This window comes from Brachybacterium tyrofermentans, assembly GCF_039526165.1.
GTDB classification, from domain to species: domain Bacteria; phylum Actinomycetota; class Actinomycetes; order Actinomycetales; family Dermabacteraceae; genus Brachybacterium; species Brachybacterium tyrofermentans.
On sequence record NZ_BAAAIR010000043.1, the window covers coordinates 1 to 24,578 of the forward strand.

The 24,578-nt window shown below is 69.6% G+C and carries 19 protein-coding genes; 10 read left to right on the plus strand and 9 right to left on the minus strand.

All coding sequences use genetic code 11. The features are described from left to right. Positions 1-146: 146 nt before the first annotated feature. The 6 genes from ABD093_RS12090 to chvE form a co-directional block, all read right to left on the minus strand. A complete protein-coding gene (locus ABD093_RS12090) occupies positions 147-1,064 on the minus strand; it encodes a carbohydrate ABC transporter permease (protein ID WP_193117008.1) in 918 nt (305 codons plus the stop codon). Further along, on the minus strand, positions 1,061-2,011 hold the full coding sequence (locus ABD093_RS12095; RefSeq protein WP_193117007.1) for a carbohydrate ABC transporter permease: 951 nt from the start codon (positions 2,009-2,011) through the stop codon (positions 1,061-1,063). The genes ABD093_RS12090 and ABD093_RS12095 overlap by 4 nt, the downstream gene beginning before the upstream one ends. A 139-nt stretch (positions 2,012-2,150) precedes the next feature. Then, complete coding sequence (locus ABD093_RS12100; RefSeq protein WP_193117006.1) at positions 2,151-3,434, minus strand: extracellular solute-binding protein; 1,284 nt, start codon at positions 3,432-3,434, stop codon at positions 2,151-2,153. A 545-nt stretch (positions 3,435-3,979) separates the two neighbouring features. Beyond that, positions 3,980-5,161 (minus strand): multiple monosaccharide ABC transporter permease, encoded by a 1,182-nt coding sequence (gene mmsB, locus ABD093_RS12105; RefSeq protein WP_343924734.1) that lies wholly within the window; start codon positions 5,159-5,161, stop codon positions 3,980-3,982. 9 nt (positions 5,162-5,170) lie between these two features. Beyond that, the gene (mmsA, locus tag ABD093_RS12110; protein WP_343924736.1) at positions 5,171-6,712 is read right to left on the minus strand and encodes a multiple monosaccharide ABC transporter ATP-binding protein; all 1,542 of its coding nucleotides are present in this window, start codon (positions 6,710-6,712) and stop codon (positions 5,171-5,173) included. A gap of 85 nt (positions 6,713-6,797) precedes the next feature. Continuing rightward, positions 6,798-7,949 carry a multiple monosaccharide ABC transporter substrate-binding protein gene (gene chvE / locus ABD093_RS12115; RefSeq protein WP_343924738.1) on the minus strand — a complete coding sequence of 384 codons (1,152 nt, stop codon included), beginning with the start codon at positions 7,947-7,949 and terminating at the stop codon, positions 6,798-6,800. Positions 7,950-8,417: 468 nt separating this feature from the next. On the opposite strand from chvE, the gene ABD093_RS12120 reads away from it, so the two are divergent. From ABD093_RS12120 to ABD093_RS12145, 6 genes are all read left to right on the plus strand, one after another. After that, positions 8,418-9,440 carry a LacI family DNA-binding transcriptional regulator gene (locus ABD093_RS12120; protein WP_193117002.1) on the plus strand — a complete coding sequence of 341 codons (1,023 nt, stop codon included), beginning with the start codon at positions 8,418-8,420 and terminating at the stop codon, positions 9,438-9,440. A gap of 87 nt (positions 9,441-9,527) precedes the next feature. Next, the gene (locus tag ABD093_RS12125) at positions 9,528-11,168 is read left to right on the plus strand and encodes a xylulokinase (RefSeq protein WP_193117001.1); all 1,641 of its coding nucleotides are present in this window, start codon (positions 9,528-9,530) and stop codon (positions 11,166-11,168) included. 174 nt (positions 11,169-11,342) lie between these two features. After that, complete coding sequence (locus tag ABD093_RS12130) at positions 11,343-12,062, plus strand: L-ribulose-5-phosphate 4-epimerase (RefSeq protein WP_343924741.1); 720 nt, start codon at positions 11,343-11,345, stop codon at positions 12,060-12,062. 72 nt (positions 12,063-12,134) lie between these two features. Continuing rightward, positions 12,135-13,643, plus strand: coding sequence for an L-arabinose isomerase (gene araA, locus ABD093_RS12135; protein WP_343924743.1), 1,509 nt, complete (start codon positions 12,135-12,137; stop codon positions 13,641-13,643). Positions 13,644-14,163: 520 nt separating this feature from the next. Beyond that, on the plus strand, positions 14,164-15,471 hold the full coding sequence (locus tag ABD093_RS12140; protein WP_193116998.1) for a D-arabinono-1,4-lactone oxidase: 1,308 nt from the start codon (positions 14,164-14,166) through the stop codon (positions 15,469-15,471). 4 nt (positions 15,472-15,475) lie between these two features. Further along, entirely contained in the window at positions 15,476-16,861 is a 1,386-nt protein-coding gene (locus ABD093_RS12145; protein WP_417281577.1) for an alpha-galactosidase, read from the plus strand. Positions 16,862-16,902: 41 nt separating this feature from the next. Here ABD093_RS12145 and ABD093_RS12150 read toward each other — a convergent pair whose 3' ends face one another. After that, on the minus strand, positions 16,903-17,823 hold the full coding sequence (locus ABD093_RS12150; RefSeq protein ID WP_343924746.1) for a DUF1206 domain-containing protein: 921 nt from the start codon (positions 17,821-17,823) through the stop codon (positions 16,903-16,905). 499 nt (positions 17,824-18,322) lie between these two features. Here ABD093_RS12150 and ABD093_RS12155 point away from each other — a divergent pair, with 499 nt between their 5' ends. From ABD093_RS12155 to ABD093_RS12170, 4 genes are read left to right on the plus strand one after another with little or no spacing between them, the layout of a single operon-like run. Further along, on the plus strand, positions 18,323-19,615 hold the full coding sequence (locus ABD093_RS12155; RefSeq protein WP_343924748.1) for an extracellular solute-binding protein: 1,293 nt from the start codon (positions 18,323-18,325) through the stop codon (positions 19,613-19,615). A 4-nt stretch (positions 19,616-19,619) separates the two neighbouring features. Then, positions 19,620-20,555: a carbohydrate ABC transporter permease gene (locus ABD093_RS12160; RefSeq protein ID WP_343924750.1), complete on the plus strand. Its 936-nt coding sequence runs from the start codon at positions 19,620-19,622 to the stop codon at positions 20,553-20,555. After that, complete coding sequence (locus ABD093_RS12165; protein WP_343924752.1) at positions 20,545-21,513, plus strand: carbohydrate ABC transporter permease; 969 nt, start codon at positions 20,545-20,547, stop codon at positions 21,511-21,513. The genes ABD093_RS12160 and ABD093_RS12165 overlap by 11 nt, the downstream gene beginning before the upstream one ends. Beyond that, entirely contained in the window at positions 21,510-22,238 is a 729-nt protein-coding gene (locus ABD093_RS12170) for a hypothetical protein (protein WP_343924754.1), read from the plus strand. Before ABD093_RS12165 ends, ABD093_RS12170 begins: the two co-directional genes overlap by 4 nt. A gap of 417 nt (positions 22,239-22,655) precedes the next feature. Here ABD093_RS12170 and ABD093_RS12175 read toward each other — a convergent pair whose 3' ends face one another. Next, complete coding sequence (locus tag ABD093_RS12175) at positions 22,656-23,444, minus strand: sugar phosphate isomerase/epimerase family protein (RefSeq protein ID WP_343924756.1); 789 nt, start codon at positions 23,442-23,444, stop codon at positions 22,656-22,658. A gap of 70 nt (positions 23,445-23,514) precedes the next feature. Continuing rightward, positions 23,515-24,567 carry an alpha/beta hydrolase gene (locus ABD093_RS12180; RefSeq protein WP_343924758.1) on the minus strand — a complete coding sequence of 351 codons (1,053 nt, stop codon included), beginning with the start codon at positions 24,565-24,567 and terminating at the stop codon, positions 23,515-23,517. Between the last annotated feature and the right edge of the window lie 11 nt (positions 24,568-24,578).

Below are 24,578 nucleotides of genomic sequence, written 5' to 3' on the forward strand. Positions count from 1 at the left end.
GGAGACCTACCATCACAACCACCCCGCACCGGCACCCGCCGACGCGGCACTTGCGAGCCTCTAACAAACCCGGGGCGATTCAGAAGTTCGCAGGTCGCATCGTGACGCTCGATGCTGGATCGACTGGGTCGGCCAGGCCAGCCCGTTCAGGTGCCAGCGATGCCTGTGGTGGCGACTCCCTTGATGATCTGGCGCTGGAAGAACATGAACACCACGATCAGCGGCAGCGCGGCGAGCACAGCCTGGGCCATGTTCTGCGCGTACTGGATGCCGTAGGCGCTGATCACGGTCTGCAGACCGGTGGGCAGCGTCATCAGACTGGCGTCGTTGACCACGATGAACGGCCACAGGAAGTTGTTCCATGCGCCGATGAATACGAAGATCGCGACGGCACCCAGGATCGGGCGGGACAGCGGCAGCACGATGGACCAGAAGATCCGCAGTCTGCTCGCCCCATCCATCAGAGCAGCCTCCTCGAGCTCAAAGGGGATCTGGTCGAAGAACTTCTTGAGGATGAACACCATAGGTGCCGCGACCACCTGCGGCAGGATGATGCCCCAGTAGGTGTCCACCAGGTTCAGTGACAGCATCAGGTTGAACAACGGCACGATGAGGATCTGGCCGGGGATCATGATCGAGGCGACGATCAGGGTGATGATCATCTGCCGACCGGCGAACTTCAGCCGCGACAGCGCATACCCGGCGAGCGCCGAGATCGCCACGGTGATCACCGTGACCAGCGTCGAGGTGAGCAGGCTGTTCCACGCCCACCGCGGCACCAGACCCTCGGTGAGCACATTGAGGTAGGCCTTCAGAGTGAACCCGCTGTCGGGGATGATCGAGACCGGCATCGCGGCCGCCTCGGCCTCCGTCTTGAAGGAGGTCAGCACCGCCCAGAGCACCGGGATGAGCCAGGCCAGAGCGAGAACGGCGAGGATCACGAAGGCGACGATCCGGGCGGGGGTGGTCTTGCGTCGACGACGCCCGGCCGTGCTGAGGGCTGGGGACTTCACACTCGGGACCGCCGGGCTCAGGGTGGTGGCTGTGGGGGTCGCGGCGCTCATGCCTTCACGCTCCGTCGGGAAGAGATCACCATGTAGGCGATCGAGACGATGATGATGAGGAAGAAGAAGATATAGGAGATCGCCGAGGCGTAGCCCAGGCGGTATCCGGTGAAGCCGACCTCGTAGATGTACAGCAGCACCGGACGGGTCTCCCCGCCGGGTCCGCCGCCGGTCATCTGGTAGATCTGGTCGAAGACCTTCAGCGAGGCCAGCATCTGCAGCACGAGCACCAGCACGGTCGTGGGCAGCAGCTGCGGCAGGGTGATCGCGCGGAACTTCCGCCAGCTGCCGGCACCGTCGAGCGAGGCGGCCTCATAGAGCTGGTCGGGGATGTTCTGGAGCGCGGCGAGGTAGAGCAGGAAGTTGAAGCCGATGGTCCACCACACGGTGGTGACGACCACGGCGATCATGGCCGTGCTCGGGTCCTGCAGCCAGGCCGGGCCGGTAATGCCGAACCAGCCCAGGAAGGTGTTGATCAGCCCCAGCTGCGGGTTGTACATCCAGTTCCAGAACTGCGAGACCACAGTCGAGGCGAGCAGGAACGGCATGAAGAAGGAGAGCCGCCAGAACCACTGTCCCGGCAGGCCGATGTTGACCAGCACGGCGAGGACCATCGCGACCACCACCAACGGGATCGTCGACAGGACGGTGAACCAGGCGGTGTTGGCCAGCGAAGTCCATACCTGCGGATCCCCCAGGGCCTCCCTCCAGTTCGCCAGGCCCACGAACTCCGTGTTCGTGCCGGCGAGACTCGTCCCGGTGAAGCTCATCCAGAGGCCGTAGATGGTGGGCCAGATGAGGAATATCCCGAAGGCGAGGAGGAACGGGGCACAGTACAGCCAGCCACGAAGGTTGTCGGAGCGGCGGCGACGGGCCCGGCCGAGGGCGAGGCTGTCGCCCTGCTGAGCACCCCGGGGTGGGGCGGCGAGGGCATCGGCGGTGGTCATCGGTCGTCTCCTTCGACGGACGGACAGGTCAGCACTGCTGGGATCGGACGCGAACGGCGCACCGGGAACGGCGAGGGCGCGGGGACCGCCGGGGGCGCGAGGTGCCCGGCGAGCGAGGTCTCGAAAAGTCGCACGGCGATCACATCGGGGTGGGCTTGAGCAACAGGGCGTTGATCCGCGCGACGAACGCGTTCCAACCCTCGAGCGGTTCGGTGCGACGCGCCCAGACGTTCTGCATGTCGTTGCCGAAATAGGTGTGGAAGTCGCTGCCGGATCCGCTGAACCAGGCCGGCGGGTCATAGACGAGGTGGTCGACCGCATCGGCATAGTGCGACTGCGGAACGAGGTCTGCGTAGGCCGGATCCTCGATCACCGGGGAATAAGCCGGGATGTGGCCAGCCCCTGCCCATGTGATCGAGTTCTTCAGGAGGTAGGCGACGACCTCGTGCACGTTGCGACGCCGCTCCGGATCCGGATCCATCTGATGGGGCAGCACGAAGGAGTGCGAGTCGGCGTAGGCGACAGGCTCTCCGAAGACGCCCGGGATCATCGTCATGTCGAAGGGGACGCCCTGGTTGCGGTAGTTCCCCGATTCCCAGACACCGCCGTAGAAGGCGCCGGAGCCGCCGGTGGCGAACTCGGAGATCGCGGTACCCCCGTCGTGCCCGGGGTTACCGACCTCGTCATCGATGAGCGAGAGGATCCACTCGGCGGCCTCGATGACCAGCTCCTCCTGGTACACCATCTTCTTGCCCACGGGCAGCTCGATCGTGCCGCCGAGCTGGGTGTAGTAGGTGGAGAACATGCGCCACTGGTTGGAGCCGTCCCCCAGATACCCGAAGGAGAGCCCGTAGCCGCTGGGAGCCTTGGCCCCGAGCTCGAGCGCCATCGCCCGGAAGTCCTCGGGGTTGTCGGTGGGCATCAGCAGCCCATCACTGCCCAGCACACCTGCCGCCTCGGCGATCTCGGTGTTGTAGTAGAGGACGAATGGGTGGGAGTCCAGCGCGATGTCGGTGAGCTTCCCGTCCACAACCATCTTGTCCCAGATCAGTTCCGGGAAGTCCTCCTGGAGGATGCCGAACTCCCCGAGCAGGTCGATGTCCCATTCGTCGAGCAGGCCGCCGGGCGCGTAGCCGGGAACGCGCGCCGCGTGCATCACGGCGAGGTCGGGGGCACGACCTCCGGCGGACGCCATCGCGAGCTTCGTGTAGTACGGGGCGCCCCAGGCGAGCACGGTCTGCTTGACGGAGGCCGCCCCCTCGGTGGCCATGTAGCCATCGAGCATCTCGCCCATTGTCACGCCGTCCGGCCCGGAGAGCAGGTGCCAGAAGGCGATGTCATCGGCCGCCCGCGCCGCGGTGCCGGCGCAGCCGGACAGCGCACCCAGCCCGCCGAGAGCGCCCAGGGCGCCGGCACCTTGCATCAGGGCGCGACGGCCGACGGCGGGGCCGCTGTCGCGAGCACGCCCGGGAAGACCTCCGGGGGAAGTCGGCCGGGGCCCTGCGGCGCCGGCGCGAGAAGAACCAAGCATCATTCCATCCACCTCTTCGTGGTGGGGCGCGGCCGCCGCGGCAGATGCCGTGCGCGGCCGTCAACCCGACAGTCTTCGTACGCTGGTTTCGAATTTACATCGTTGCAATGCGGCCGTCAACACTCCGCGCAGAAGTGCTTCTTGTGGGGCCCACCGGCCGATTCGCTCCATCCGGGCAGGTCAGCGCTTATCACGAAAGGGTCGGACTTCAGAAGCACAGTTCGTCATCGCTCGAGGCGGACAGAACGGCGCCCCGTCATCGCCCGCATCGCGGGCGCCAGGACGCCGTCGGACCTCTCTCGGCCCTTCAGACCCGAACCGGTCACCCCTTCATCGACTCGGCGCACGGAACCCCGCCGCCGTCCTCGACCATGGGGATCGAGGATGGCGGCGGGGTTCCGGTCGCAGGCGACAGAGCCAGGCCCTGTCGTCGCCTCTCAGGCTCCGCTGGTGGAGCGCTTCTTGTTCCAGACGTCGAAGGCCACGGCCACCAGCAGCACCACGCCGCGGACGACGGACTGGGTGGACTGGTCGATGCCCATGATCTGCATGCCGTTGGACATGACCGCCATGATGAGACCGCCGATGATCGCGCCGTGGACCTTGCCCACGCCGCCGGTGACCGCCGCGCCGCCGATGAAGGCGGCCGCGATGGCGTCCAGCTCGAACATGTTGCCGGCGCCCGGCTGGGCGCTGTTCGAGCGCGCGGAGTAGACGATGCCGGCGACCGCGGAGAGCAGGCCCATGTTGACGAACAGGAGCATGTTCACGCGGCGGGTCTTCACGCCCGAGAGCTGCGCGGCCTGGAGGTTTCCGCCCATGGCGTAGATGTGGCGACCGAAGATCGTGTTCTGGCTGATGAAGCCGTAGACGAGCACGAGGGCGGCCAGCAGGATCAGCACCACCGGCAGGCCGCGAGAGTGCGCGAGCTGCCAGGCGAAGGCCATGACGACCACGGCGATCGCGGCGGTCTTCAGCCAGAACAGCGGCTGGGCCTCGACCTGCTGCTTGTACTTCAGCTTCGCCAGGTGCCCGCGGTACTGCTGGACTGCGAAGACCACGATCAGCGCAGCGGCGAGGAACAGCGTGAAGGCGTCGTAGCCGTTGCCGCCGAAGATCCCGTTGAGGAACCCGCCAGAGATGTACTGGTACTCCTTGGGGAACGGCGAGAGCGAGACGTTGCCCAGGACCTGCATGGTCAGCCCACGGAAGATGAGCATGCCCGCCAGGGTGACGATGAAGGCCGGGATGCCCACATAGGCCACCCAGAATCCCTGCCACAGACCCACCAGCACACCGGTGCCCAGCGCCGCGAGGACGCCGAGCCACCAGGGCATGCCGTGGCCGATCACCACGACGGCCGCGACGCCGCCGGTCAGCGCGACCACCGAGCCGACGGACAGATCGATGTGCCCGGCCACGATGATCAGCACCATGCCGATCGCGAGGATCAGGATGTAGGAGTACTGGAGCACCAGGTTGGTCAGGTTGCCCGGGCTGAGCAGTGCTCCGCCGGTGAGGATCGTGAACAGCACGATGATGAACACGAACGCGATGTAGATGCCGCTCTGACGCAGATTTCGCGTCAGGAGCTGCTTGATGTCAGAAGTTCCCGCCATGAGGCGCGCTCACTCCCTTTCCCTGGTCATGAGCTCCATGAGGCGCTCCTGCGTGGCGTCCTGGGCGGCGACCTCGCCGGTGATGCGGCCCGTGGACAATGTGTAGATGCGGTCGGAGAGGCCCATGACCTCGGGCAGCTCCGAGGAGATGACGATGATCGCCTTGCCGGCCTCGGCGAGCTCGTTGATGATCGAGTAGATCTCGAACTTCGCGCCGACGTCGACGCCGCGGGTGGGCTCGTCGAGGATCAGCAGCTCGGGTTCGGTGTACAGCCACTTGCTGAGCACGACCTTCTGCTGGTTGCCGCCGGAGAGCTTGCCGACGGGCGCCATCACGGTCGGGGTCTTGATGTTCAGCGAGGAGCGGTAGCGCTCGGCGACCGAGATCTCCTCGTTGCCGTTGATCCACCCTCCGGTGGTGATCTTCTTCAGGCCTGCCGAGGTGACGTTCGTGCGGATGTCCTGGATCAGGTTCAGCCCGTACTGCTTGCGGTCCTCGGAGACGTAGGCGATCCCGGCGTCGATGGCGTCGGAGACCGAGTGCAGCCGCACCGGCCTGCCGTGCATGTAGGCGGTGCCGGAGATGTCGCGCCCGTACGAGCGCCCGAAGACGCTCATCGCGAGCTCGGTGCGACCGGCACCCATGAGCCCGGCGATGCCGACGACCTCGCCGGCGCGCACGGTCAGCGACGCGCCGTCGACGACGACGCGGCCCTGCTGGGTGGGGTGGCCGACATGCCAGTCCTCGACCCGGAAGATCTCCTCGCCGATCTCGGCGTTGCGCTCCGGGTAGAGGTTGTCGATGTCGCGCCCGACCATGCCCTTGATGATGCGGGGGATGAGGGTGCGCTTCTGGTCCGCGGGGACGCCCATATCGATGGTCTCGATGGTGGAGCCGTCGCGGATGATCGTCGTGGCGTCGGCGACGGCGGCGATCTCCCCGAGCTTGTGGCTGATGATGATGCTGGTGACGCCCTCGTCGCGCAGGCCGCGGATGAGGGTGAGCAGGTGCTCGGAGTCGTCGTCGTTCAGCGCCGCGGTGGGCTCGTCGAGGATCAGCAGGCTCACGTTCTTGGTGAGCGCCTTGGCGATCTCCACCAGCTGCTGCTTGCCCACGCCGAGCTGCCCGACGGGGGTCACGGGCTTCTCGCGCAGTCCGACGCGCTCGAGCAGCTCGGCGGCCCGGGCGTTGGTCTCGTGCCAGCTGATCACGCCGCCCTTGGTCTGCTCGTTCCCCAGGAAGATGTTCTCGGCTATCGACAGGTGGGGCACCAGGGCGAGCTCCTGGTGGATGATCACGATGCCCTCGGCCTCGGAGTCGTTGATGGTGGCGAAGCTGACGGGGCGGCCGCGGTAATGGATCTCGCCCTCGTAGCTGCCGGCCGGCTCGACGCCGGAGAGCACCTTCATGAGCGTGGACTTGCCGGCGCCGTTCTCGCCGCAGATCGCGTGGATCTCGCCCTCGTCGACGGTCAGGGACACGTCCTTGAGGGCGACGACGCCGGGGTATCTCTTGGTGATGGACCGCATCTCGAGGATGTGTTCGGTCAAGGGGCCCTCCTTCGGGCAGGAGGGTCCCAGCGCCGCGATCTCGCGGGCGCCGGGACCCCACCGGATTACTGCTGCAGAGGCAGGCTCAGAGCTGGCCGGACTCGACCTGCTCAGGCGTGTAATACCCGGAATCGACCATGATCTCCTGGTAGTTGCTCTCCAGGACCATCTGGATCGGGAGCAGGTACGACGGCACGACCTTCACGCCGTTGTCGTACGTCTCGGTGTCGTTCGCCTCGGGCTCTTCGCCCTTGAGGATGGACTCCGCGCTCAGGATGGCCTGGTCGGCCAGGGTGCGGGTGTCCTTGAAGATGGTCGAGGACTGCACGCCGTCCGCGATCAGCTTGATCGAGGCGATCTCGGCGTCCTGACCGGTGACGACCGGCAGGCCCTCCTCGATCGTCGGCCCGAGGCCGGCGTTCTGCAGGGCGTTGATGATGCCGCGCGACAGCGGATCGGCCGGAGACAGCACGCCGGCCAGCTCCTCCCCACCGTTGTAGTGCGTGGTCAGCAGGTTCTCCATGCGCTTCTGGGCAGTCTCCTGCTCCCAGCGCTGGGTGGCGGCCTGCTCGATGTCGATCTGCTTGGACAGCACCACGAGGGTGCCGTCGTCGAAGTACGGCTGGAGGGTGTCGATGGCGCCCTGCCAGAACAGGTGGGCGTTGTTGTCGTCCAGGGAGCCGGCGAAGAGCTCGACGTTCAGCGGGCCCTTCGGGGCATCGCCGGCGGGCTTGAACTCCTCGTCCAGCAGGCCCAGGCCGAACATCAGCGCGTTCGCCTGGTTCACGCCCACCTTGTAGTTGTCGAAGGTGACGTAGAAGTCGACGTTCTCGTTGTCGGTGAGCAGGCGGTCGTACGCGATCACGGGGATGTTCGCCGCGGCGGCCGCATCGAGCTGCGAGGAGAGCGAGGCGCCGTCGATCGAGGCGATCAGCAGCACGCTCACGCCCGAGTTGACCATCTGATCGATCTGCTGCTGCTGCGTCGGGATGTCATCCTCGGCGTACTGCATGTCGACCTTGAAGCCCTTGTCCTCCAGGCCCTTCTTGATGTTGTTGCCGTCCGCGACCCACCGCTCGTAGGTCTGGGTGGGCATCGCGACGCCGACGGTCTGCTCGCTGGGTGCGGCGTCCGTGTCGGGGCCACCGGATCCTGCGCCTTCGCCGCCACAGGCGGCCAGTCCGAGCGCGGCCGCCGTGGCCGTCGCTCCCAGCATGAAGATTCTCCGGTTGTACATGGGTATTTCCTCCTCGAAATCGCCGACTGCTCCCTGCAGCAGGGGACGTCCCGCGTGGGCTCTGTGCGCGTGCGGTGCCGGGCTGCTTCGCCCATCACCGTGTCAACATCGCCTCGGCGGTCACTGCTGGACCCTGGGGCGGGTCCGTGTCCATGGTTCGCACGCCATCGATGGCGAGGAACGCCCCGAATGGTAACGTTCACATTGAAGCAGATGTCAAGAAGAGTCGACCCCCTGGGGGTCACGAATCAGCAACGACTTACCACTGGTAAGTTCCGTGTAACGCGGTGACCTGCTGTAAAGCGTTTTCACGCGTTGATGCAGGTCACGGACGACGCAGCGGCTCCCTCACCGGAGACCGGCGCGGAATCCTCGGATCGGGCACGTGAGCCGATCGCCCATCTCGACCACCTGCACCGACCACCTGCACCGACCACCCGGATCGACAGCCCCCTCAGGAAGGAGCCCATGGACCCCGCACCCCGCCGCCCCTCCATGGCCGACGTCGCCTCCCGCGCCGGCGTCTCCTACCAGACCGTCTCCCGCGTGCTCAACGAGCCCGGGATCGTGCGGCCCGACACCCGTACCCGCGTGCAGCAGGCGATCACCGAGCTCGGCTACACCCGCAACCGGGCCGCCCGCGCCCTGAAGACCACTCGGTCCTCGCTGATCGGCATGCTCACCGACGGCTCCGCGCTGTTCGGACCGGCGGAGACCACCACCGCCATCGAGTCCGCCGCCCGCGAGGCCGGCTACTCGGTGCTCCTGACCACCGTCGGCGCGCACGACGACTGCGAGCGCGAGATCGGTGCCGAGCTCCTGGGCTCCGGGGCCGACGGCGTCCTCGTGGTCGCCGCCCACGAGGGCATGGTGCCCGCCGTCGCCGCGGTCGCCCGCTCCACCCCGGTCGTCGCGGTCTCCGCACAGGCCCCCCGAGCACCCGGGGTCGAGGTGGTCGGCGTGGACCAGCAGCTCGGAGCACTGCAGGTCATCGAGCACCTGGCGCGCACCGGCGCCCGCTCCGTGGTCCACGCCGCCGGCCCCCAGGACTGGTTCGACGCCCGCGCCCGCCTCGAGGGCTTCGAGCACGCCGTCGAGCTGCACGGCCTCGACGGAACCGTCGTGGGCCCGGGCGACTGGACCCCCCGAGCCGGCTACGACCTCGCGAACGACCTGGTCCGCGAGGGCCTGCCCGATGCAATCTTCGCCGCGAACGACATGATGGCGATCGGTGTGCTCCACGCCCTGCACGAGCACCGGCTGCGCATCCCCGAGGACGTCGCCGTGGTCGGTTTCGACAACACGCTCGGCGCCGAGTTCCAGGTCCCCTCCCTGACCACCGTCTCGCAGCCCTTCGCGGACCTGGGTCGACTGGCCCTGCAGCGCCTGCTGTGCCTGCTCGAGGGGCACGAGCTCCCACCCGGGACCCCCAGCACGCTGCCGCCGCGCCTGGTGGTGCGCCGCTCCACGCGCCCCGAGCGCACGCACTGACCACGAGCTGCCAGGTGCCACCGCCCAGACTCCGAGACAAAAATGTGAACGTTGACATTCGGCGGTGCCACCTGGTGGGATGACCCCATGACGCACGACGCCGTGTCCTCGCCGGACCTCTCCCGCCCCGATGCCGCCGCCCTCCTCGAGGCCGGCAGCGCCCACCTCGGCCTCGAGCTGGGCTCGACCCGGATCAAGGCCGCGCTGGTCGACGACTCCGGCCTCGTGCTCGGCACCGGGTCCCACGCCTGGGAGAACGAGTTCGCCGACGACAGCTGGACCTACTCGCTCGACGACGCCTGGTCAGGGATCCAGTCCTGCTACGCCGACCTCGTGCGCGATGTGCGCGAGCGCCACGGGGTCGAGCTCACCCAGCTCGCGAGCATCGGCATCTCCGCGATGATGCACGGCTACCTCGCCCTGGACCACGACGGGGAGCAGCTGGTCCCCTTCCGCACCTGGCGCAACACCTACACGGCCGACGCCGCCTCGCTGCTCAGCAGCACCTTCGACCTCAACATCCCTCTGCGCTGGAGCGTCTCGCATCTGCTGCATGCGATCCTCGGCGACGAGGAGCACGTGCCGCGCCTGGGCCAGCTCACCACCCTGGCCGGGTACGTGCACTCGAAGCTCACCGGGCGCTCCGTGCTCGGCGTGGGGGACGCCAGCGGCGTGTTCCCGATCGCCGTCTCGGGCGATGCCTTCGATCCCGAGCTGCTCGAGCGCTTCGCGGGCCTGGACGCCGTCACCGACCTCCCCTGGTCCCTGCCGGAGATCCTCCCCGAGGTGCTCGTGGCCGGGCAGGACGCCGGCACGCTGACCTCCGGAGGCGCCGCTCTGCTGGATCCGACGGGCGCCCTGCAGCCCGGCGCCGTGGCCGCTCCCCCGGAGGGTGACGCCGGCACCGGCATGGTCGCCACCCAGGCCGTGGACCCCCGCACCGGCAACGTCTCCGCGGGCACCAGCGCCTTCGCGATGGTGGTCCTGGAGAAGCCGCTGTCCGGGCCCCGCGAGGAGATCGACCTGGTCACCACGCCGTCCGGCGATCCCGTCGCGATGATCCACACCAACAACTGCGCGGGCGACCTCGACGCCTGGCTGGGCCTCTTCGGCCGCTTCGCCGAGCTGCTGGGACACCCCGTGGGCCCCGAGGAGCTGTACTCCACGCTCTTCGGCGCGGGTGCCGAGGGCGACGCCGACGCCGGCGGGGTGCTGAGCTACAACTACATCTCCGGCGAGCACCAGACGGCCGTGCCCTCTGGCCGACCCCTGCTGGTGCGCGAGCAGGAGGCCCGCTTCACGCTCGAGAACTTCATGCGCTCCCAGCTCTACGGCGCCTTCGGGGCGCTCGCGGTGGGCATGGAGGCGCTGCTGAAGGATGAGGGTGTGCACCTCGACGTCATGTACGCCCACGGCGGGATCTTCCGCACGAAGGGCATCGCCCAGCAGATCCTGGCCGACGCCCTCGCCACCCCGGTCGCCCTGGGCGAATCCGCCGGGGAGGGCGGAGCCTGGGGCATGGCGCTGCTGGCCGCGTACACCGCGTCGACCCGCCACGGATCGGCCGCCACCTCGCTCAGTAGCTTCCTGGCCGAGCAGATCTTCGCCTCCCAGGAGCTCTCCACCGTGCAGACCGACGAGGCCGGGATGGCCGGGCACGCGTCCTGGCTGGCCGGCTACCGCACCGGCCTCGAGGTCGAGCGGAGGGCCGGCGAGGTGCTCGCCTGAGCCTCTGACCGCTTCCTGTGATCGCCACCTGACGGCATCCCTCGCGCGGCACCGCGCACGTGCACCGGCCAGGCTCTGCCCCGCAGCACGTCCGACCTTCCGACCTCCGCCCCGTCGTCCTTCCGCCCGTCGACCGCCCAGCCCCAGCCCCAGCCCCGATCCAGGAGCCGCCCCATGACCCTCGTCCTCACCGACCTCCCCCAGGCCACCCAGGAGGCCGTCGCCGCGACCCGCGAGCGCGTCGCCGCCCTGCACGCCGAGCTCCCCCGCAACGGCCTCGTCGTCTGGACCGCCGGCAACGTCTCCGAGCGTGTGCCCGCCACCGATCCCGAGGTGCCCGGCCTGCTGGTCATCAAGCCCTCCGGCGTCTCCTACGACGAGCTCACCGCGGAGTCCATGGTGGTGTGCACCCTGGACGGCACGAAGATCGTGGACGGAACCCCCGATTCCCTCACCCCCTCCTCGGACACCGCGGCGCACGCCTACGTCTACGAGCACATGGACGAGGTGGGCGGCGTGGTCCACACCCACTCGACCTATGCGACAGCCTGGGCCGCCCGCGGCCAGGAGATCCCCTGCGTGCTGACGATGATGGGCGACGAGTTCGGCGGCCCGGTCCCCGTCGGCCCCTTCGCGATCATCGGCGACGACTCCATCGGCCGCGGCATCGTGGAGACCCTCGCCGGGCATCGCAGCCCGGCCGTGCTCATGCAGAACCACGGCCCGTTCACGATCGGCACGGACGCCCGCGCCGCCGTGAAGGCCGCCGTGATGGTCGAGGAGGTCGCGCGCACCGTGCACATCTCCCGCCAGCTCGGCGAGCCGCTGCCCATCGCGCAGGAGCACATCGACTCGCTCTACGACCGCTACCAGAACGTCTACGGCCAGCACTGACGCTGGTCACTGCCGCCCCGTCGGCCCCCTCGGCCCCGTCGACTCACTACCCCTGAACACTGGAGAACCCCCATGCAGAACCCCTTCGAAGCCCGCGAGATCTGGTTCCTGACCGGCAGCCAGGGCCTGTACGGCCCCGAGACGCTCGACCAGGTCGCCGAGCAGTCCCGCGTGATCGCCGAGACCCTCGACGACGGCAGCTCGATCCCCGTGAAGATCGTCTGGAAGCCCGTGCTCACCGACCGCGACGCGATCCGCGAGACCGCCCTGGCCGCGAACGCCGACCCCGCCTGCGTGGGCGTCATCGCCTGGATGCACACCTTCTCACCGGCGAAGATGTGGATCCAGGGCCTCGACGCCCTGCGCACCCCGCTGCTGCACCTGCACACTCAGGCCAACGTCGAGCTGCCCTGGTCCACGATCGACATGGACTTCATGAACCTCAACCAGGCCGCGCACGGCGACCGCGAGTTCGGCTACATCGCCACCCGCCTCGGCGTGAACCGCAAGACCGTCGTGGGCCACGCGAGCGATGCCGGCGTGCAGGAGAAGGTGGGCCGCTGGGCCCGCGCCGCCACCGGCTGGGCCGAGATGCACTCCCTGAAGCTGGCCCGCTTCGGCGACAACATGCGCGGCGTCGCCGTCACCGAGGGCGACAAGACCGAGGCCGAGCTGCGCCTGGGCGTCTCCGTGAACACCTGGGGCGTGAACGACCTGGTCGCGGTCGTCGACGCCGTGGAGGACAGCGCGATCGATGCGCTGGTCGCCGAGTACGAGGCGCAGTACGAGGTGGTCCCCGAGCTGCGGAAGGGCGGGGAGCGCCACGAGGCGCTGCGCTACGGCGCCCGCCAGGAGCTGGGCCTGCGCACCTTCCTCGAAGAGGGCGGCTTCGGCGCGTTCACCACGAACTTCGAGGACCTCGGCGGCCTGCGTCAGCTGCCGGGCCTGGCCGTGCAGCGGCTGATGGCGGACGGCTACGGCTTCGGCGCCGAGGGCGATTGGAAGACCGCGATCCTGGTGCGGGTCGCCGCGGTGATGGGCCACGGCCTGCCCGGCGGCGCCTCCCTCATGGAGGACTACACCTACGAGCTCACCCCCGGCAGCGAGAAGATCCTGGGCGCGCACATGCTCGAGGTCTCCCCCTCGCTGACCACCGCGAAGCCGTCGCTGGAGATCCACCCGCTGGGGATCGGCGACCGGGAGGACCCGGTGCGCCTGAAGTTCACGGCCGACGCCGGCCCCGCTGTCGTGGTCGCCCTCTCGGACATGCGCGAGCGCTTCCGCCTGGTCGCCAACGTGGTCGAGGTCGTCGAGCCCGAGCACGATCTGCCGAAGCTGCCGGTGGCCTGCGCCGTCTGGGAGCCCGCCCCCGATTTCGCGACCTCCGCCGAGTGCTGGCTGACCGCCGGCGCCGCTCACCACACGGTGATGAGCAACGCCCTGGATCTCGAGGTGTGGCGGGATCTCGCCCAGATCGGCGATATCGAGCTCGCCGTGATCGACGAGGACACCACGGTGCGCTCCTTCGCCCAGGAGCTGCGCACCAACCAGGTGTTCTACCGCCTCGGCCAGGGTTTCTGAGCCAGGCCCGGCTCGCCGCAGCCCGCTCCAGGGTCGCTCAGCCCGCTCAGCTCGCCGCAGCCCGTTCCAGGGTCGCTCAGTGAGGCAAAGGTGGGGGAATGAGAGCAGCATTCCCCCACCTTTGCCTCGCTGAGGGCGCCGATCCCCGCTGAGGGTGCCGATCTGCGGCGAGGGCGACGACCCGCGGCGAGGCAGCGGAGCCCCGGACACCGTGACCTTCCCGCCCTGTCCGGGTGAGTTCTGCGGCGTCACGACCGATAGTGGGCGCGGCATCGGTCCTGGGGCGACAATTCTGGTGCGGTGCACTCGGCGGGCGTGCCCGGTCTGCGCACCCGGCGGACGTGCCCGGCCTGCGCACTCGGCGCGCGTGCCCGGTCTGCGCACCCGGCCGACGTGCCCGGCTGACGTCGCCGATCAGCGCACCCGGCCACGCCGAACCCACGCCCGCGCCCACGCCGGCTTCACACCGCACTCCGACCACGACCACGACCACGACCACGACCACGACGAGGTGGACCGCATGACCTCCCAGAACGCGACGTCCGCCGGCAGCGCCTCCGGCCCGGAGCTCGCCCGGCCCGGCCTCAGCTGGTCCGGCACCGTCGACTACGGCCCCGGGCCTCTGCACGCCCCCACGTCCGTGGACCAGCTGCGCGCGCTCGTCGGCCGCAGCGGCCGGATCCGTGCGCTCGGCACGCGCCACTCGTTCTCCGCGGTCGCGGCGAGCGACGCGGACCTGGTCACCCTCGCGATGATGCCGTCGGACCTCGAGTTCGACACCGCCGCGCGCACCGTACGGGTCGCGGCCGGGGTGCGCTACGGCGAGCTCGCGGTCGCGGCCGCCGAGGTCGGTCTGGCGCTGGCGAACACCGGCTCGCTCCCCCACATCTCGGTGGGCGGGGCGAGCGCGACCGGCACCCATGGCTCGGGCGACGCCAACCGCTCGCTCGCCTCCGCCGTGCGCGCGGTCGAGCTGGTCACGGCGGGCGGGGACCTGCTGACGCTCTCCCGCGAGGGGGATCCCGAGATCTTCGACGGGGTGGTGCTCTCCCTCGGCATGCTCGGCGTGGTCACCCACCTGACACTCGACCTCGTGCCCGCCTTCTCGATGCGCCAGAGCGTGCATCTGGACCTGTCGCCGCAGGCCATGACCCAGGAGGCGCTCTCGGACCAGCTCGGTGCGGGCTACAGCGTGAGCCTGTTCCACCGCTGGGACGGCCGCATCGCGCAGGCCTGGGTGAAGCAGGTGGTGGACGTCGACGCGCCCCTGCCCGACCAGTGGCACGGCGGGCACCGCGCCACCCATCCCGTGCACCCCCTGCCCGACCTGCCCGCGGATCCCTGCACCGACCAGTCCGGGCAGCCGGGGCCGTCGCACGAGCGCCTGCCGCACTTCCGCCTCGAGTTCACCCCGAGCAATGGCGAGGAGATCCAGTCGGAGTACTTCGTGACCCGAGAGCAGGTGGCCGACGCGCTGGCCGCGGTGACGGACCTCGGCGAGCGGATCCGTCCGCTGCTGCACGCCTCCGAGGTGCGCACCGTTGCGGCCGACGACCTCTGGCTCTCCCCCGCCCACCAGCGCGACAGCGCCTGCGTGCACTTCACGTGGAAGCAGCTGCCGGCCGAAGTGGAGGCCCTGCTGCCGGAGATCGAGGAACGGCTGGCACCCTTCGCCCCGCGCCCCCACTGGGGCAAGGTCTTCACCACCGATCCGGAGACGGTGCGCGCACAGTACGCCCGCCTCGAAGACTTCCAGGCTCTGCGCAACCGGATGGACCCGGACCGGGTGTTCCGCAACGCCTACGTCGACCGCCTGCTCGGAGAGTGATCTGATGAAGAACCCCCGCTCGACCTCGACACCAGAACCAGCCTCTGCACGAGCACCAGCACCAGCACCAGCACCAGCCGACCCCTCCCGCCCGCCGATGGGCTGGAACAGCTGGGACTGCTACGGCACCACCGTCACCGAGGAGGAGGTGCTGGCCAACGCCAGCTTCCTCGCCGAGCACCTCGCCCCGTACGGCTGGGACACGGTGGTGATCGACATCGACTGGTCGGACCCGTCGGCCCGTTCCCACGGCTACAACGCGGACGCCCCGCTGGTCATGGACGAGCAGGGACGGCTGCTGCCGGACCCCGGACGCTTCCCGAGCTCCGCGGACGGGGCCGGCTTCGGGCCGCTCGCCGCGCAGCTCCACGGCCTGGGCCTGCGCCTGGGCATCCACGTGATGCGCGGGGTCCCCCGCCGCGCCGTGGCCGCGAACACCCCGATCGTGGGCAGCACGCTGCGCGCCTCGGACATCGCAGATCCCACCAACTCCTGCGAGTGGAACCCGGACATGGTGGGCATCGACCACACCGTGCCGGGCGCGCACGCCTACTACGACTCGGTGCTCGCGCTCTATGCCTCCTGGGGCGTGGACTTCCTCAAGGTCGACGACATGCTGTGGCCCTACCAGGCCGCCGAGATCGAGGCGTTCTCCGCCGCGATCGAGGGCTGCGGCCGGCCGATGCAGCTGAGCCTGTCACCGGGCCGCGACCTGTCGCTGACCCGCCTGCCGCATCTGCGCGAGCACGCGACCATGTGGCGGATCTGCGATGACCTCTGGGATCGCTGGGAGGACGTCGAGGCGAACTTCGCGCGCTTCGCCCGCTGGGCCCCGTACTCGGGCCCGGACGGCTGGGCCGACGGAGACATGCTCCCGCTGGGGCGCATCGGGATCCGCGCCGAACGGGGCGAGCCGCGCCATGATCGGCTCACCCCCGAGGAACGTCGCACCCTGATGACGCTGTGGGTGATCGCCCGCTCCCCGCTGATGATCGGCGGCGACCTGCAGAGCTCCGACCCGGAGACCGTCGCTCTGCTGCGCAACGATGCCGTGCTCGAGGTGCTCCGCGCCTCCTCCGGCAACCGCGAGGTGTTCCGTGAAGGGCCGCTGGTCCTGTGGACGGCCGACGGGGACGGCGACACCCGCTACGTCGCCGCCTTCAACCTCGGCGCGGACGAGCTTCCCGTCGCGCTCGACAGCCAGGACGTGGACCTGCCCTCGCACCTCGAGGGCCAGGTCACCGAGCTGTGGAGCGGCGGCGAGGTGCCCACCCGTCCGGTCACCGAGCAGTCGGACGCCGCCCGGGGCGTCGCCCCCGGCTCCACGGCGCTCGACGTGGTGATCGCCCCGCATGGAGCACTGCTGCTGAGGTACGCCCCGGCACGCTGAGGCGACGAGGCTCCGGGCTCTCGCTCACACCTCCAGCCCGCTCACATCTCCTGGTAGCGGGACCGCAGCGCGCAGTAGACGCCGAAGAGGATCAAGCCCACCCCGACGAGCAGCAGCATTGCCACTCCCGCCGGCAGCCCCGCCATGGTTTTCAGCGCCCCGTCGAGCCCGGTCGCCTTCTCCGGGTCTGCGGAGATTGCGGCCCACCCCAGCAGTGCTCCGACCGCCGCCAGCGCGAGCCCCTTCGCGACATAGCCGACGATCCCGGTGATCCGCAGCGCGGCTCCGACGCTCCGGGCTCCGCCGCGCTCCAGCTGCCGGAGGAAGCGACGGGTGACCCCGAGGACCACGAAGCCGATCCCGATACCGATTACGACCGCGCCGGCGAGGAGCACCAGCGCCCGCCCCGGCCCCGAGCCCAGCAGGCCTGCCGTGGCGGACTGCGTCTGCGCCTCCGAGGACGACCCGCCGCCTGCGGCGAACCGCAGGACCATCACCGACAGGGCCGCGTAGACCACCGCAGGCCCCAGCCAACGCAGCGCGTCGACCACCGTGGCCCTCAACCCCTGGGCGCTGCGCGCGGCGAACCAGGTGCGCAGCAGGAGCCACAGCGCCAGGATGCCCATGACCAGCCCGCCGGCCCACAGCAGGATCTGCCCGCCGGGCGCCTGCGCGATCATCGCCATCGCCCCGCTCTGATCCGCACTGCCCCCGGAGTCCCCGAGCGCGAGCCGCACGGCGATCCATCCGATGAGCACGTGCACCAGCCCGCCCATGAGGAAACCGCCCCGGGCGACGGCCTGGAACGCCGGCTGCTCCTCGACGGTCTCCGCAGCGTCCTCGACGGTTTCCGCCGCGTCGCCGACGGACTCCGCGGCGTCACCGACCGCCCCGGTTGCCGCTGATTCCTCGGAAGCTGCTGCGTGTTCGTCACCGCGCTCGGCGCTCTCGTGCGATCCCATGGCTGAACTGTAGGAGCCCGTGCGTCGGCGCTCGAACAGGCTCGGAGCGGATGTCGTCAGATGGGCCCCGGCGAGACCCGTGCGAGCGCCGTCCCGACGTCGGTGGCGGATGTCCTCACCGGGCCCCGTTCCCCGTGCGCGCCCGCCCTCGAGCGCCGCCCAACATTCCATTCGGGTAACGGCACTCGGGGCGGGAGCAACGTTTGCACATCGTTTCGCAACGTTGCACCGAGCCACTACCTGGAAGTACGTCCGGCGAGCTCTCGCCGCCACCGCCGGAAAGCGCGTGCCGACAACACGCGGCAACTTCCCGACAGAACGTGCAGAACAGCGGACATTCGTGTCTCACCAGTGCGCGACCCAGGTCACATCGAGCGGATGCTCCGGTCCACCTCGTTCGTCGTGCTGGCGCAGGGACGCCGCCGGCCGATGAGGTCCGATGCGCATCCGCCGAACTGCCCAGAGCCCGTCACTCCCCCTCCCCGAAGGGACCGCAAAGATGCTGTCACGACGTTCCATGATCTCCGCCGCCGGTGCCACGGGCATCGGTCTCACCGCCGCCGCCTGCGGATCCACCGAGGACACCAGCACGGACGGCCCGGTGAACATCGACGCCGAGGCCACCGACCTGTCCGGCGACGTCACCCTGCTCACCCCGGACTTCACGGGGGATGCGGCCGCCGAGCTCAAGGACATGATCAAGGCCTTCACGGACGAGAACTCCGGAGTGAAGGTCAAGGTCGATCAGGTCGCCTGGGACAAGCTCAACGAGAAGCTCTCGACCTCGATCGCGGGCGGCCTGGTGGCCGATGTGATCATGTCCGGCGTGGGCTGGACCCCGCCGTTCGCGCACAAGGAGATCTTCGCGGAGCTGCCCTCCGACTACGTCGACGGGCTCGGTCTCGACGAGGCGCTGCTCGGCTCGTGCCGCTACGAGGACAAGTACTACTCGCTGCCGATCGGCATGGACCTCCGCTTCGTGGTCTACAACAAGGAGATGTTCGCGGCGAAGGGCATCACCGAGGCGCCCACGACGATGGATGAGCTCGCCGAGGTCGCGAACGAGCTGACCGGCGACGGCGTGGTCGGCTTCGACCTGCTCACCAAGAACATCCGTCAGGCTTGGATCCATCTGCTCTACGCCTTCGGGGGCACTCTCTTCAGCGAGGACGGGCTCACGCCCACGCTCCAGGAGGAGCCCGGCGCGAAGGCCACCCAGTGGATCCTCGACCTGATGGACAAGGGGGCGGTCGACTACGACCTGCAGGCAGCCGAGGGGCAGCCCACCCCGTTCATGCAGGGGGCCGCGGCGATGCAGCTGGTCAGCACGGCGGACTGGATCACCTGGGCTGACATGACCCCCGAGCTCGCGAAGAAGGACGCCGTGGGGATGTTCCTCCTCCCCGGCGCGGACGGCAACGACCCGGTGATGTTCCAGGGCGGCACGATGATCTCCGTCGGCCAGCGCTCGAAGAACCAGGACGCCGCGGCCGCACTGGTCAAGCACCTCATGACCCCGGAGATGCTCGCCGCCGGCAACGCCGCCACCGGCAAGGTGCCGCCGACCCCGGACATCCCCGACACCCCGGAGATCACCGAGAACTACCTGACCACGTTCGCCCTCGAGCACCTGGACAAGGCCGGCGCGGCCGAAGGCGGCTCCGCGGCGTGGATGGAGATCCGCGGCAACCTCCAGCCTCTCATCGAGGCGTGCCTGACCGGGCAGTCGGACGTCCAGAAGATGCTGGACGATATGAAGGCCCTGTGCGACGACGCGATCTCCCGGCTCTGAGCCGATGACAGCGACCGCCACCCGGGCCACCCCACGAGCAGCGTCGGCTCCTCGCCGCCGACGCGGTGGCCCGCGCGCCGCAGAATCGCGCTGGGGACTGATCCTCGCCGCGCCCGCCGCACTGCACACCCTGATCTGGATCGGTATCCCGATCATCGTCGCGTTCATCCTCAGCATGACGGCGTACGACGTGGTCACCCGACCCGAGTTCAACGGATTCGCGAACTACGCGACCATCTTCCAGGACGTGATCTTCTGGAAGGCCGTCCTCAACAACGTCATCATCGCCGGCGTCGGGATCCCGATCTCGATGTTCCTGGCGCTCGTGTTCGCGACGATGCTGAACCGGGCGATCCCCGGCCGTGGCATCTTCCGCGTCATGGTGTTCCTGCCGCACATCACCGCGACCGTCGCCGTGGCGATGATCTGGCTGTGGATCTACTCGCCGTCCACGAGCGGCCTGATGAACACCGCCCTCGGCGTGGTCGGTATCGGGCCGCTCCCCTACCTGACCAGCCCGAAGCTCGCGCTGGCCTCCGTCATCCTGGTGACGATCTGGCAGGGCATCGGCCTGAAGATGCTCATCTACCTGGCCGCCCTCCAGGGAGTCGATGAGCAGCTGTACGAGGCCTCGTCGATCGACGGGGCGAATTTCATCCAGAAGTTCCGCCACATCACCATCCCGATGCTCCGGCCGGCGACCTTCTTCATCCTTGTCACGTCGCTCATCGCCAACTTCCAGACCTTCGACCTGATCTACATCCTCACCGAAGGCGGGCCCGCGAACGCCACCAACGTGGTCACCTACCGGATCTACCAGACCGCGTTCCAGGAGTTCCGGTTCGGCCTGGCCAGCGCCCAATCGGTGATCCTGCTGCTGATGCTGATCGTGCTGACCTTCTTCTCCCGTCGCATCGTCGGAGGCACTGATGGTGACTGAATCCTCGACCCTCGCCCCCGACGCCCCGGGAGCCCCCACGGACCGGACCGGGAAGGACGCCGGATCACCCCGTCGGACGCGTCAGCACAGCCTGAAGCGGCAGAAGCTGGTCGGCAACACCGCGATGATGGTGTTCCTCGTGGTCGCCTCGCTGATCATGGCCGCCCCGTTCCTGTGGATGGCACTGTCGGCGATGCGCGATCCCACCGAGATGGCCGAGGTGCCGATGCCGCTGATCCCCCAGAACTGGCGGCTGGAGAACTTCTCCGAGACCCTCGAGCGGGCGCCCTTCGGCATCTACGCGCGCAACAGCCTGATCCTGGCCAGCGCCTCTGCGATCCTCAACGTCGTGTTCGCGTCGGCGTGCGGGTATTCGCTCGCGAAGCTGCGCTTCCGGGGATCCAAGGTCGTGTTCGGCTGGATCGTCGCCTGCATCATGATCCCGTTCTACGCGACCGTGATCCCGGTGTTCCTCATGGTGCGGCACATGCCGCTGTTCGGCGGGAACTCGATCCTCGGCCAGGGCGGCATCGGCTGGATCGACTCCTGGTGGGCGCTGATCGTGCCCGGGGCGGTCTCCCCGTTCATGGTGTTCCTGTTCCGGCAGTTCTACGTGGGCACGCCCACCGAGCTGATCGAGGCGGCGCGGCTGGACGGGGTGAGCGAGTTCGGGATCTACTCGCGGATCATCACCCCGCTGGTGAAGCCCGGGCTGCTGACCGTGGCACTGCTCAGCTTCGAGGCGGGCTGGAACAACTTCCTGTGGCCGCTGCTGGTGACGACCTCGGAGAACCTCCGGGTGATCCAGGTCGGGATCTCGTCGTTCCGTCAGGAGGCGACCACGGATTGGCACCTGCTCATGGCAGGCACCACGATGGCCGCGGTCCCGATGATCGTCCTGTTCCTGATCTTCCAGCGCTACTTCGTGCAGGGCTTCGCGGCCTCGGGGATCAAGTGACCCCGCGCGCTCCTGCCGCCCCCGCGGGTCCGTCGGTGCTGCCGACGGACCCGCGGGGCCCTGGCGTCCTCGAGCTCACGGCGCCGCAGGACGTCGACGACCTCTCCCGTTTCGAGCGCGGCATCGGCCGACGCGATCCGCTGGAGGCACGCGGGCTGGTCCGCTTCCTCACCAAGCCGGCCGCGTTCCTCGGGGCGAACTGGGCGGCGCTGCTGGGGATCCTCACGGTGATCGGCATCGTCCCGGCGCTGGCCGGGGCCACCCGCACCACCTCCGACCTCGAGCAGTACGAGGACGCGGCCTTCACGACCACGCTCGGCCACGTGCGCCGCACGCTGCGCAGGGACGCTCCGATGTCGATCCTGCTGCTGCTCGTGCTCGGCGGGATCGGGGCGAACGCCCTGGTGCTGCCCAGCATGGCCCCGTCGACCCGCGTCTTCGCGGTCGGGCTGATGCTGCCCGTGGTCTGGGTGATGGTCGCGCTGTTGAGCGCCTATGTGGTCGCCGCGGCGCGGGACCAGCTCGCGGACCGTCCGACGGTCGTGCTGCGGGCGCTCGCACTGGTGGCACGTCGGCCGCTGTCCGCGCTGCTAACCCCCGCGCTCGTCGTGGTGCTCTCGCCCGTGTGGCTGCTCGCGCCCCTCACGATCGCCTGCGGGTTCAGCGTGCCGCCGTGGGTGGTGGGCCGAGTGTGGGGAGACTCGTCAGCGGGCAGCTCGGTCTGACTCCATCCGACTGCGCGCCTCCCGGCCCCGTGCGCTGACCTCCCCCGCCCAGCGCGGCGGGCTGTGCAGCGGGTTGCGCAGTGGTGCACAGCGAACTTGCGCAGCGGGTTGCGCAGTGATGCACAGCGGACTTGCGCAGTGGTGCACAGCGGACTTGCGCAGAGCGGGTTGCGCAGCATCCACTGGCGCCTCACGTGCAGGTTGCGCCCTATACGCGCAGCCTGCTCACCACGCGCCAGTGGATGCTCCGCCCCGGGGCAGTCGGTCGCAGCCCGGGCCAGCCATGCCCAGCCCAGGTCGGAGGAGCCCAGCCCGGGTCAGGCGGTCGTAGCTCGGGTCAGGCTGTCGCAGCCCGGGTCAGGCGGTCGCAGAACGGGGCAGGCGGTCGCAGCCCGGGTCAGCCGTGCCCAGCCCGGGTCAGGCGGTCGCGGCCACCGTGGCGGGGTCTGCAGCACGGAGGGCCGCGAGCGCCGGGCCGGCCTCGGCGGCGAGGTCGGCCCAGGTGCACTCGATCGAGACGCGGCCTCGGTAGCCGCCGTCGCGCAGCGCCCGCAGGAACTCCGCGAGGGGCCAGTCGCCCTGGCCGGGCGGGATGCGGCCGGAATCGGCGATGTGGGCATGGGCCACCCGCCCGGCCAGCTCGCGGACCACGTCGAAGGACTCGTGCTCGAGCATGATGTGGAACAGGTCCGCCACGACGCGGACCTCCCCCATCCCGAACTCGTCGAGGAACTCGACCGCCTCGACCAGGGAGTTGATCTGGTCGGTCTCGCCGCGATGCAGTGGCTCGAGGATCACCTCGAGGTCGTGGACCGCGGCGATCTCCCGGGCGATCGCCACCGATCGCGCGAACTGACGGCGCGCGTCGTCGCGGGACACACCCTCCGGGATCCGTCGGGCGGCGCCGCTGCCGAGCACCACGAAGGCGCCGGGTGCCGCGACCTCCGCGATCGCCGCGAAGGCGACCCGCAGGTAGGCGTGGGTCTGCTCGAGCGGGAACGCCGGGTCGGACAGTCGGTGGTCGGCCGGGCAGAGCACCGCGAACGAGGGCGCGGGCTCGCGCCGCCGCAGCGCCGGATCCGCATGCCAGGTGCCGTCCTCACGCTGCACCAGAAGGTTCCCGACGACGGTCGGCTCGAGATAGTCGGCCCCGGCGGCGAGCGCGGCCTCCGCGTCCCGATCAGGGGTGATGATTCCGTGCTGCATGGATCCTCCTCGATCCGGGCCGGTGCACGCTGCGCCGGCGACAATGCTGGTCATACCCAGCCGGGGCTGCTCACAGATCGCGGACGAGCTGCCCCATCCGGTCCATCGACTGCTGCGCCTCGGCCAGACCCACGCGGTTGAGGTGGCCGTGGCACACGCCGCGGCGAACCGTGTAGTCCACGTCGACCCCGGCCTCCCGCAGCTGCTCCGCATAGCGGCGGCCGCTGACCCGCAGGTCGTCGTACTCGTCGGTCTCGATATAGGTGCGCGGCAGCCCTGCCAGCTGCTCCGGCGCGGCCAGCCCCGGGAAGTCGTAGGGCGTCGCCTCCTCGAGCGGGCGGCCGATGTAGTTGCCCGACATGGCGCGCATCGTCTCGAGGGAGAAGCGCAGCATCGGCGGGGTCCCGGCGAGCGCCTCCGCCTCCTCGGCGTCGGGCTCGCGGCGCAGCGGGTGCGCGACGAGGTACATCAGCAGCGAGGCGGCGAGCGGCGTCCCCTCATCGGCCAGGCGCAGGGAGGCGGCCGCGGCGAGGTTGCCGCCGGCGCTCGCCCCACCGATCGCGACCCGTGCGGGGTCGATGCCGAGGGCCTGCGCGCTGTCCCGGGTCCAGGCCACGGCGGCGCACACATCGTCCAACGGGATCGGGGCCGTGACGTGCTCGGGCCCGCCCGGGAACGTGCGGCCCGGGGAGCCGTCGATCTCGTCGCACAGCCGGTAGTCGACGGAGACCACGACGGCGTCGGCGCGGCCGGCGACACCCCGGGCCACGTGGTCGCCCTCGGGCATGTCGAGGTCGCCGTGCATGAAGCCGCCGCCGTGCAGCCACACCAGGCAGGGGCGGGGCCCGTCGGGCGCTGTCTGCGGGGTGTAGATCCGCACGGGGACGGGGCCGTGGGGGCCGGGGATCTCGCGGTCCTCGATCACCAGCTCCCATTCCTCGGGCGGACCATAGAGCGCATCCCAGGCGCGATGAGCCTCGGGGGCGACATCTTCCCAGGTGCCGGCACCGGCGAGGAGGCTCAGCCGGCGTTCCATCTCGAGCGGGGCGGTGGGCTCGGCGCTCGCCTCGGCCGCGGGGTCGCGCGGGGCGGGGGTGAGGTCCGGGGCGGTCTGCTCGGTCATCGGGCGGTCCT